The organism is Kocuria sp. CCUG 69068 (assembly GCF_020833785.1).
Taxonomy (GTDB): Bacteria; Actinomycetota; Actinomycetes; order Actinomycetales; family Micrococcaceae; genus Kocuria; species Kocuria rosea.
In genome coordinates this window covers 1-10,442 of the sequence record NZ_PDDL01000118.1, presented here as the reverse complement: position 1 = coordinate 10,442, position 10,442 = coordinate 1, and the positions used below count along the sequence as shown (strand labels likewise).

The window sequence follows — 10,442 nt, the reverse complement described above, 5'->3', positions numbered from 1 at the left end:
CCGAGGGCGCGGCCGACCACCGCCAGGGTGAGCCCGGCGGCGCTGCGCGTGGGCAGCGGCACGGGGCCCAGCCGCGGACGCTCGAGACCGAGCAGGTCCAGCCGGTCCCCGGGCAGCGAGTCCACGACGGCGGCGAACAGGGCCCGGTAGCCCGGCAGCAGCACGGGGTCCAGGGGCGGGCGGCGCAGGAACGCCACGACGTCGTCCACGCGCGGGCCTCCGGCGAGGCGGGGGCCGAAGGACCGGAGGCGCTCGTCCAGCTCGGCCTCGGAGCGCGGCGGCCGCTCCACGCCCATCAGCCGGCCCGCCACGGCCCACTCCCGCACGTAGGCGTCCGGCCCGCCCGGGATCGTCCCGCCCCACCGCTGGTGGGAGCGCAGGAACGCGTCCGTGAACGCCAGGTGGACCCACTCGGCGAGCTCGGGGTCGTTCGCGCAGTACGGGCGCCGCACGCCGTCGGCCCCGGTGTAGGTGCCGCGCACGCCGTCGTGGATCCGGCGGACGTGCGCCGAGGCCCGGTGCGCGGCGGTGGTGTCCCCGTAGGTGACGGTGAAGATCCACCGGATGGTCCCGGCGAGGCGCCCCAGGGGGTCGCTCCGGTAGTCCGAGTGCTCGACGACGCCGGCCAGCGCCCCCGGGTGCAGGGCCTGGGTGAGCAGGGCGCGCACGCCCGCGGGGATGGTCGCCATCGACCCGTGCACGGCCCACACCGCCGAACCGGGCCGGAAGTGCCCGGCGTCCTGGCCGTCGGCCAGCGCCAGCTCCCACTCCGGCACGCGGTCCGCCTGTCCGGCGAAGGTCGTGCGCAGCCTGTCCTGCAGCGGCGCCATCAGTCCCACGTCGAGCCCCTTCCGTCCCGGTGACCGGTCGGGCCCATCATGGCCGCCGCCTCCGACATCCGCGGCGGCGCGCCGCGCAGGACCGCGCCCGGATCCGCCACCGGGGCGGGGCCGCAGCGGGCAGGGCCGGGAGCTCAGGGCCGTTCGGAGCCCCCGGGGACCAGTCCGGCCAGGGGCCCGCCCCGGAGGAAGCGCACGAGGGCGGGGGAGCGGGTGACCACCGTCTCCTGGTAGCGGCCGGGCAGCTCGGGGTCCTTGCCGATGACCAGCTGCTCGACGTCGTCGTCCAGGAACATCGCCATGGTGCCCCGCAGCAGCTCCAGCACCGCGTCGTCGCCGAGCAGGTCGCGCACGGCGCCGGGCAGCCGGACGGTGCGCGCGCCGTCGAGGACCAGGTCGGCGAAGTCGGGGGTGTCGCCCTCCGACCACCGGGCCGTGGACGCGGCGGCGACCGCCCCGACGGCCTCGACCGCGAGGGTCACGACGATGGTCGCCTCCGTCAGCGCCGTCCGGACGTCCTCCGCGCGGCCCCGCTCGCGGTTCCGCCGCCAGCGGCTCGGACGGGTGCGGTCGACCACCAGGTACTCCAGCTGCAGCCTGCCCCGGCAGTCCTCCAGGAAGGAGACGGTGACGGTCTCGGCGGGGCAGTCCTCCCGGACGGCGGCGTAGGCCCGGCGCAGCAGGTCCTGCAGGTCGGTGGAGCCGCGGCCGAGCGTGCGCGCCGAGAGGCGCACGGGCCGGCCGTGCTCGTCGAGGCAGCGCACCGTGATCGGGACGCGTGCCACCGTGGTGTCGAGGGGGGAGTCCACGCTGACGTCAGGCCTTCCTGTGCGGTCGGGGAGAGGTCATCAGTCTAGATGCGCAGTCATGATCTGCCCGCGCCCGACCCGTCGCCCGTTGTGGGGACAATCGTGCCCTCACCAGCGGCGACGGCCGGGCCGGAGGCGTTTCCGCGGTCCGGCCCGGCCGTCCCTCCGTGCGCAGGGCCGATCAGGGCCAGGAGCCCTCCTCGGCGTGGGCGACGAACAGCTCGCGGATCTCGCACCCGTGGGGCTGGCCGAGGGCGAACAGGACGGCGTTCGCGACGTTCTCCGGATCGTTGAGCTGGGAGTCGTCCTGCGGCTTGTACTGCTCGTCCCGGTCGTCGAAGAAGCGTGTCTTCATGCCGCCCGGGATGAGCTGGGTGACGCCGACCTCGCCCTTGAGCTCCGCGGCGAGGGCCTGGGTGAAGCCCAGCACCCCGAACTTGGAGGCGCAGTACGCCGTCGCGTCCGAGACGCCCTTCAGCGCCAGGGTGGAGGCCACGGTGACGACCCGCCCCCGGGACTCCCGCAGGGCGGGCAGCGCCGCACGCACCGTGGACACGGTGCCGAACAGGTTGACCTGCACGACCTTCTCCCACTCGGTGCTCGCCACGTCCTCGAGCCGGCCGCAGCGGTCGATGCCGGCCGCGGTGACGACCGCGTCCAGACCGCCGGCGTCCGTCACGGCCCGGCGCACCGCCTCGGTCACCGCGGCGGTGTCCGCCACGTCGACTTCGTAGGCGGTGACGCCGGTGAGCGTGCTGATGTCCCGGTCCAGGACGATGGGGGTGCCGCCGTTGTCGCGGACCGCCTCCGCCACGGCGGCGCCGAGCCCGGAGGCACCGCCGGTGATCAGCACCCGGCCGGGATTGGTGGGCTGGAGACTCATGCAACTTCCTCTCTGCTGGACACGGCCGCGCCCACGGCCGGTGCCGCGGGCGGGCGTGCTGCTCCTCGTCGGAACAGGGGGCAGGCGCCGCGGGTGCGGCGGCCTGGCCCTGCTACCGTAGCCGCTCCCGAGCCGTTCATCAGTATGCTCATCAGGACGGCCCCCGGGGTGTCCGCACCCGCACGGCCGGAGGACGCCCGCCCGCACGGAGAAGGAGTTCCATGACCACCGCAGCACCCGCCACCGCCCCGACGACCGAGCTGACCGTGCAGGATCCGCGGGACGGGTCCACGGTCGGCACCCTGGCCGCCGCCACGGAGGAGGAGGTGCGGGCCGCGGTCGAGACCGCCCGCGCCGCCGCCCGGGACTGGGCCCGGACCGCCCCCGAGGAGCGCGGGAAGGCCCTGCGCGCGGCCGCCGACCGCCTGGCCGCCCACGCCCAGGAGCTCGCCGCGCTCAACGCCCGCGAGACCGGCAAGCCCGTCGAGGAGTCCCTGGGCGGGGTCATGGCAGGGGTCGGCACACTCCACCAGTACGCCGAGCTCGGCCCGGTGCACCGGGGCCACAGCCTGCGCGGCAGCGTGCTCGCGGCCGACTACACGGTCGCGGAGCCGCGCGGCGTCGTCGTCGCCCTCACCCCGTGGAACGACCCCGTGGCCGTGGCCGCGGGCCTGCTGGGCGCGGCGATCGTCACCGGCAACACCGTGGTGCACAAGCCGAGCGAACGGTGCCCCCACCTCGGAGCCCGCCTCGGGGAGATCCTCGCCGGGGTCCTGCCGGCCGGCGTGCTCGGCACCGTCACCGGAGGCGCCGCCGTGGGGCAGCTGCTCACGGCGCTGCCCGGCGTCGACGTCCTCGCCCACGTCGGCTCCACCGCCACGGGGGAGGCCATCGCCCGCGCGGCGGTCGGCACCGGCGCCCACGTGGTCCGGGAGAACGGCGGCAACGACGCCCTGGTGGTCGACGACGACGTCGACCCCGTCTGGGCCGCCGGGCAGGCCGCCCTCGGCGCGTTCGCGAACTCGGGCCAGATCTGCGTGGCGGTCGAGCGGATCTACGTCCACCGCGGCGTCGCCGAGCCGTTCCTCGAGGCGCTCGCCGAGGAGGCGCGCCGGCGCAACACCGACGGCACGCTCGCGCCGCTGGTCGACGAGCGGCTGCGCGAGGAGGTCCACCGCCAGGTCGCCGAGAGCGTCGCCCAGGGGGCGGTCGTGCTCGAGGGCGCCCAGGTCCCGGAGGGCCCCGGCGCGTTCTACCCGGCCACCGTGCTGCGCGGGTGCACCCCCGCGATGGCCGTGATGACCGAGGAGACGTTCGGGCCCGTGGCGCCGGTCCAGGTCGTCGACAGCTTCGACGAGGGGCTCCGGCTGGCCGCCGCCGACCGCTACGGGCTGGCCGCCACCGTGCTCACCGGCCGGATCGCCCACGCCCAGCGCGCCGTGGCCGAGCTGCCCGTGGGCACGCTCAAGGTCAACAACGTCTTCGGCGGCGCCCCGGGCGGTGCGGCGCAGCCGCGGCGGGCGTCCGGCGCGGGCTTCGGCTACGGCCCCGAGCTCCTCGACGAGATGACCCAGGTGAAGGTCGTGCACCTGGAGATGCCGCCCGCGGCCGGCTGAGCACTGGCCGCGGCCCCCGTGGGCCCGGGCCGCGGAACCCGGGTCCTCACCGCCGGCGCCGTGGCTCGAGCAGCCCCCGGACCCGGTCCGAGGGCTGCTCGCCCAGCTCCGCCGCGAGGGCCGAGCGGTACTCCTGGAAAGCCCGCCGGGCCTCGGCCTCGTTGCCGAGAGCGAGGTGGGCGCGGAGCAGCAGGCGCACGGCGCTCTCGCGCAGGGGAGCGGCGTCTCGGACCGTCCGGGCCAGCGCGAGGGCGTGGTGGACCTCCCCGCGGACCAGGCAGAGCTCGGCCCGCTCCTCCACGGCGTTGACGTAGAGCTCCTGCAGCCGGGCCTGCTCCTCGACCACCCAGTCGTCGTACCAGCCCGGCAGCAGCGCCATCCGGGGGCGGTCCAGCACCCAGGCGTCGTCCCGCTCGGCGGACCAGGACGCCACCGGGCGCACGACCAGCTCGAGCAGACGGTGGAGGTCCACGTCCACCGCCCCGGAGAGCGCGAGGTCGCCGCCGCGGCCCGCGAGGGCCCCCGGCACGCGCCGGGACAGGGTGAAGACGGCCGCGCGCAGGCTGCCGAGCGCGTGGTCCTCCGGGCACTCCGGCCACAGCAGGCCGGCGAGGTAGTGCCGGGACCGGGGGCCGTGGACCGCCAGCGCCGCCAGGAGCCGCTGCTGCCGCGCCCCGGTGTGCACCGGGGCGCCCTGCACGGCGAGGTCCCAGCTCCCCAGCAGGCGCAGCGTGATCGGCCTCCGCTCGCCCATGATCCCGCTCCCCCCGGCTGACCAGGCACAACGTCCGCGCCCGGGTTTCACCGCCATGCTCTGCCGCGGGGTGGGGGAAGTCAACGGGATGTCGTGCCCCGCCGCGAGTGCGTCCGTGCCGGGTCCCTGCCGGGTCCCCGCGCGGCGGGGGCCCGGCGGGCCGCCCCGCCGGGGCTCAGAAGCGGCGGCGGACCCGGATGGTGTTGGCCAGGCGCCGGACCTTGGGCACGTTGGTGGAGAGCACGAGATAGCCGGTGAGCGTGCCCACGGTGGTCGCGCCGCCGGCGATCAGGGGGGTGTGGAACTTCCGCCACCGCTCCGGGTCGGACGCCAGGATGTGGGCCATGCCGTTGATGGACGCGGCGATCACCGCGCCGGCCACCACCTGGTGGCCGATCTTCTCGCCGCGCTTGAGCAGCGGCTCGAACTCGTCGGCGCGCAGGTGGACGTCGAAGCCGCCGCGCTCCAGCACCACGATGAGCCGCCGGAGGTACTCGGGGGCCTCCACGCCCATCTGCACCGCGTCCTGCAGGATGTCGCGCACCCGCTTGGCCAGGATCTCGGGGGAGAGCCGGTGCAGCACGAACCGCTGGGCGTACGGGGCGAGGACCGAGACGAGGTCGAACTCCGGGTCCAGGCCGGTGCCCACGGACTCCGCCGTGACGAGCATCCGCAGGAACAGGGCGGACTCGCGCGGCAGGTGCATCCGGTAGCGGCGCAGCATCCCGATGAGGTCGCCCATCAGGTGGCCCACCCGCACCTCGTGCAGGGGCTTGTTCGCGTAGCGGCGCAGCAGGATCGCCACGTCCCGCTCGAGGTCCTTCTTGTTGACGTCCAGCTCCTGCGAGGTCAGCCCCAGCAGCCCCGCGGCGACCCGCCGCGGGTTCTCCTGCACCACGCCGAGCATCAGGGTCACCAGGTGGTCCCGGAACTCGTCGGTGAGGGTGCCCATCATCCCGAAGTCGATGATCCCGATCCGCCCGCCGGTCTCCACGAAGAGGTTCCCGGGGTGCGGGTCCGCGTGGAAGAAGCCGTGCTCGAAGATCATCCGGCAGATGGCCTCGGTCGAGTCCACGGCCAGCAGGTGCCGGTCGAGCCCGGCGGCCTCGAGGGCGGGGTAGTCGTTGATCTTGATCCCGCGGATCCGCTCCATCGTGAGGATCCGGGAGGTCGAGGCCTCCCAGAAGATCTCCGGGACGTGCACCCGGGGGTCGCCCCTGAAGTTCTCGGCCATCCGCTGGGCGTTGCGGGCCTCCGTGAGGTAGTCCAGCTCGTCCCGCAGGGACTGGGCGAACTCGTCCGCCAGACCCACGAGGTCGAAGTGCTGCACCGCCGGCCAGTAGGTGGACAGCAGCTTGGCCAGCTCCGCGAGGATCTCGAGGTCGCGGTTGACCTCCTCGACGACGCCGGGGCGGCGCACCTTCACGACGACGTCCACCCCCTTGTAGACGGCCGCGTGCGCCTGGCCGATCGAGCCCGTGGCGAGCGGCACGGGGTCGATCTCGGCGAGGATCTCCTCGGCGGCGGAGTCGGGCTCCGACTCGATCATCGCCCGGATCCGCTCCGGCGGCACCGGGGGCGTGCTGTCCTGCAGCCGGGTCAGCTCCTGCACGTACCGCGGCGGCAGCAGGTCCGGCCGGGTCGAGACCACCTGGCCGAGCTTCACGAACGTGGGACCGAGCTCCTCGAGGGCCTGCCGCAGGTGGACCGGCTGGCTGTAGAGCTTGTCGGGGTCGATGAGCCGGACCCGGGCCAGCGGTGCGCGCCACTCCTCCTTGATCCCGCCGAGGGCGAAGCCGAAGCCGTGCTTCGAGAGGACCTCGAGGATCTGGAGGAAGCGTTCCCGGCGGCTGATCATCGGCGGGCCGCTCCGGTGCTCATCCGGGCGAGGTAGAAGGACATGAAGCCGGTCGCGACGGCCACGATGAAGCACAGCGCGCTCACCAGCGGTTCGATGCCGAGGAAGACCACGCCCACCCCGCCCAGCAGCACGGTCATGGCCAGCAGCGTCCACACGGCCACGTGCACCCGGCCGAGCACGCCGGTCCCCGGGCCGGCGGACGAGCGCTGAGCGGACACGTCGTCGTCGTGCCCGGCGCGCTCCGCGCCCCCGGACCCCGCCGCGGAGACGGCCAGGCCCTTGCGCCACTTCTTCGCGTTGCGCGAGCGGTCGGCCTCGGCCGGGACGTAGGCGTCCGGGACGGGGAAGCTGCCGCCGGGCGGCAGGAGCTCGGGGACGTCGTTGGGCAGCTGCTCGAACCACTCCGCGGGGATGTCCTCCGGACGCGCGGCCTGGAGGGTCATCGAGACCTCGAAGGCCGAGCCGCGGATGGTGCCCCACACCGCGGTGAGCTTCTCCTGCTGGAAGGCGTGGTCGATGATCGGGATGAACTGCTGGGACATCTGGGTGGAGAGCCGGCCCACCTGGCGGCGCTCGTAGAGCACGTCGACGATGTCCAGGGTCTGCCCGTGGTGGTTGCGGACCTTGTTCGTCTCCAGGGTCAGCATCACGCGGCCCTCCCCGGACGGGGGGATGACGCTGTGCAGGTACTCGGCGAACTCCTGCTCGTCCAGGACCTTGATCGACGGGCCCTGCGGCAGCACCGCGGCCTGCGCCGGGGGCGTGTTGAGCGGGAACAGCAGGTCCGGGGCCGCGATCGACAGCCGCGCCGCGGCGTCGACCTCCGCCTGCCCGTCCTGGCGCAGGACCGTGGCCTCCAGCTTCAGCGGCGCCACCGGCGTGTAGCCGGACGCGATGACCCGCGCGAGGTAGGGCCAGTACCGCTGCGCGTCCTGCTGGGCGAGGTGGCCGATCTTGTTGGGCCCGATCCGCACCGAGACGGTGTGGGGGTCGAAGGGGTTGTCCGGCTCCGGGACCAGCGCCGCGTTGCCCGTCCAGGTGCGCAGCTTGCCGAAGGACAGACCGCCGAACACCCGCATGATCTCGGTGTCGTAGAAGTTCTCCGTGACGATCTCCAGAGAGCCGCGGTCGTTGAGCGCGTAGTCGGTCATGGTCTCCCTCGATGGAGCTGGGGCATCAAGTCGTCAATAGCTTCTCACGATTCCCGTGACGCCCGGTCCACCGCCGGGCCCGTACGGTGTCCGCGCTGACTGGTGCAATGATGGCCGATCAGGACACCGGGCGGGCCCCGGTGACCGCCCGGGACGAGAGCCGGACCGGGACCCCCGAAGGAGGCGCGCGGATGCCCCAGGGCCAGGACCTCCCGCCCGAGCCGGACCGCCCGGCGGTGGACGTCGACGTGCTGCGCACGCTCTTCCTCAGCCCCGGCGACTGGATCCACCGGCGCGTGGAGTCCGTGCTGATGAGCCCCGACGGGGTCACCCGCCGGAAGGTCTCCCTCGACGTCGACCTCGCCGTGCGCGCCCCGTGGCCGGCCGACGGCGCCGGCCGGCTGCTGGTGCCCGTGACCATCCAGGCCAAGCAGCCCCTGCGCAACTTCGACGCCGTCTGCCAGGGCGACCCCGTCCCGGTCCTCAGCACCGAGGACAACGGGGCGCTCGCCGAGCTGCTGCTGCGCGGACTGATCCCGGAGCAGCTGCCGCTGGCCGAGGCGGCCGTCCTGGCGGACGACCACGTCCCGGCGATCGTGCACGCCCCCGAGCTGCTCGTGGAGGACGCCCTCGACGGGTTCTGGGCCTACTGCGAGCACCTGCGCGCCGTCGTCCAGGAGCTCGTCGACCGGGGGCGGCTGCCGGCGGAGGACGCCGAGCACTGGGAGGCCGACCTCGCCCTGTTCACCACCGTGGCCGACCAGCTGGCCCGCGGCTTCCTGCTGACCTTCGCGCTGCCCGCCGAGTTCGCGGGGCGCCGGCTCGTGCTCAAGTACTCGATGGACGAGCAGTACGCCGCCGGCCGGAGACCGCGCGCCCGGGACCGGCTGCGGCACTGCTGGATGCCCTGGGTGGGTCGGGTCGGCCTGCACGACCTCGCGTCCTGCCGCAGCTTCCACCTGGAGCTGACGGTGCCCCCGGAGGTCCGGCTGCACGAGTTCACGGTCCTCTCGCACGAGGGCGGGCGCCCCGGCGGGCCGGGCGGCTCGCACCGGGCGGTGGACCGGGTGCTCGCCGAGGACCGCGCCGTGCGGCGGTGGCCCGGGGCGGTGCGCGGCCACCTGGCGCTGCGGCCCACGTCCCGGTTCGACGACGCCTTCTGCGAGATGGTGATCCTGCCGGCCCGGCAGGGGATCACGGCGTTCGCCTCCGTGGCGGTCAGCCTCATCACCGCGGTCCTCCTGCTCGTGGGGCTCGTCGCCACCGTGCGGGAGCACGTCCTGGGGCCGGGCTGGCAGGTGCCCTCCGCGGCGGCCTCGATCGTGATGTCCGTGGTGGCGGTGCTGCTGTCCTGGATCAACCGGCAGCCCGAGCACGACATCTCCGTGCGCGTGATGCGCCCCCTGCGCTACGCGCTGAACCTGGAGGCGCTGGTCATGCTGATGCTCGCCGGCGCGGCCTCCGTCCCCTTCACCCCGGTGGCGGCCGCGGCGTACTGGTCGGTGCTCGTGCTGCTGCACGTGCTGTCCCTCGTGCTCGTGGCGCGCACCTGGTGGGTGCGGCGGTCCGTGGACCGGGGCTGGTTCACGTCCCGGGCGCGGCGGCACGGCCGATGACCGGCGGCGCTCTGTTCAGTGGGGCGGCGGCCTCCTACACTGGAGGTGTCACGGAAAGGATCCACCATGGCCTATGACGCCCGGACCGGTCCGCAGGCGCCCCAGCCGCGCCGCGAGCACCGCAACGACTCCAAGGTGAACCTGCTGCAGCTGGGCAACTCGTCGATGTCGCTCGGCCAGAGCCTCGACCGGCGGGTCTTCAAGTCCAACGAGGACGCCCAGCGCGCCGTCGACCGCGTGCTGCGCCGCTCGGGGCGCCCCGCCACCTGAGCCCGCGCCGCCCGGAACCGCCGGGTCCCCCGGACCGTCGCAGTCCCCCCGGTGCGCACCGGGGGGACTGCTGTTGCCCGGAGGACCCGGGGCCGGCCTCGGCGTGCGGGGGTCAGGGGCGCGCCGCCGCCTGCGCCCGCAGCGCCCGCAGCAGGTGGTCCCGCTCCTCGACCAGGATCCGGCGCAGGGCGGCGGGCGCCCCGGCGTGGTTGCTCAGCCACAGCTCCGTGCGGGCGAGCACCGGGTGGTGCTCGGGGTCGTGCCCCGGCTCGAGATCGGCGCCGGCGGGGTAGAGCCCCTGCACGATGCGGGTGGCCATCCCGATGGACCGGCGCGCCCACACCTCCTCCAGCATGGCGAAGTACCGCTCCCGGTACGGCTCCACCAGCTCCGCCGGGCCCAGCTGGAAGCCGGCGACCGTGGCGCTCAGCAGGTCGTTGGACAGCTCGTCACCGGTGATCGCGTCCCAGGCCTCCGCCTTGGCCCGGGGGAGCGGGCGGGCGGCGCGGGCCCGGGCCCAGCCGACCTGCCCGGTGCGGGTCCGGTCGGCGGCGCGCTCCCGTTCCAGGGCGGCGTCCAGGACGGGGTCCTCGCCGTGGCCGGTGGCCGCGAGCGCCGTCCACAGCGCCCAGCGCAGGTCCGA

General features: G+C 74.8%; 10 protein-coding genes. 3 read left to right on the top strand and 7 right to left on the bottom strand.

What is annotated here, in order from left to right:
• The 3 genes from CRM73_RS16385 to CRM73_RS16375 form a co-directional block, all read right to left on the bottom strand.
• On the bottom strand, positions 1-830 hold an 830-nt coding region (locus tag CRM73_RS16385; RefSeq protein ID WP_255662996.1), incomplete at its 3' end, for an oxygenase MpaB family protein.
• A gap of 143 nt (positions 831-973) precedes the next feature.
• Complete coding sequence (locus CRM73_RS16380; protein ID WP_017834337.1) at positions 974-1,648, bottom strand: hypothetical protein; 675 nt, start codon at positions 1,646-1,648, stop codon at positions 974-976.
• 181 nt (positions 1,649-1,829) lie between these two features.
• Positions 1,830-2,531, bottom strand: a complete 702-nt coding sequence (locus CRM73_RS16375; RefSeq protein ID WP_017834336.1) for an SDR family oxidoreductase — start codon at positions 2,529-2,531, stop codon at positions 1,830-1,832.
• A 221-nt stretch (positions 2,532-2,752) separates the two neighbouring features.
• Between CRM73_RS16375 and CRM73_RS16370 the strand changes: the two genes are divergently transcribed.
• On the top strand, positions 2,753-4,147 hold the full coding sequence (locus CRM73_RS16370) for an aldehyde dehydrogenase (RefSeq protein WP_109222741.1): 1,395 nt from the start codon (positions 2,753-2,755) through the stop codon (positions 4,145-4,147).
• A gap of 46 nt (positions 4,148-4,193) precedes the next feature.
• Here the strand turns inward: CRM73_RS16370 and CRM73_RS16365 are convergent, their stop codons facing one another.
• The 3 genes from CRM73_RS16365 to CRM73_RS16355 form a co-directional block, all read right to left on the bottom strand.
• Positions 4,194-4,901 carry a BTAD domain-containing putative transcriptional regulator gene (locus CRM73_RS16365; RefSeq protein ID WP_229588516.1) on the bottom strand — a complete coding sequence of 236 codons (708 nt, stop codon included), beginning with the start codon at positions 4,899-4,901 and terminating at the stop codon, positions 4,194-4,196.
• 175 nt (positions 4,902-5,076) lie between these two features.
• Complete coding sequence (locus CRM73_RS16360; RefSeq protein ID WP_017834333.1) at positions 5,077-6,759, bottom strand: AarF/ABC1/UbiB kinase family protein; 1,683 nt, start codon at positions 6,757-6,759, stop codon at positions 5,077-5,079.
• On the bottom strand, positions 6,756-7,913 hold the full coding sequence (locus CRM73_RS16355) for a hypothetical protein (protein WP_017834332.1): 1,158 nt from the start codon (positions 7,911-7,913) through the stop codon (positions 6,756-6,758). The genes CRM73_RS16360 and CRM73_RS16355 overlap by 4 nt, the downstream gene beginning before the upstream one ends.
• A 191-nt stretch (positions 7,914-8,104) precedes the next feature.
• On the opposite strand from CRM73_RS16355, the gene CRM73_RS16350 reads away from it, so the two are divergent.
• Together CRM73_RS16350 and CRM73_RS16345 are read left to right on the top strand one after the other, a co-directional pair.
• Positions 8,105-9,529 carry a hypothetical protein gene (locus tag CRM73_RS16350; protein ID WP_136341423.1) on the top strand — a complete coding sequence of 475 codons (1,425 nt, stop codon included), beginning with the start codon at positions 8,105-8,107 and terminating at the stop codon, positions 9,527-9,529.
• A gap of 66 nt (positions 9,530-9,595) precedes the next feature.
• Positions 9,596-9,799 carry a hypothetical protein gene (locus tag CRM73_RS16345; protein ID WP_017834330.1) on the top strand — a complete coding sequence of 68 codons (204 nt, stop codon included), beginning with the start codon at positions 9,596-9,598 and terminating at the stop codon, positions 9,797-9,799.
• A 112-nt stretch (positions 9,800-9,911) separates the two neighbouring features.
• Here CRM73_RS16345 and CRM73_RS16340 read toward each other — a convergent pair.
• The coding region (locus CRM73_RS16340; protein ID WP_229588514.1) for an ERAP1-like C-terminal domain-containing protein at positions 9,912-10,442 on the bottom strand (531 nt) is incomplete at its 5' end.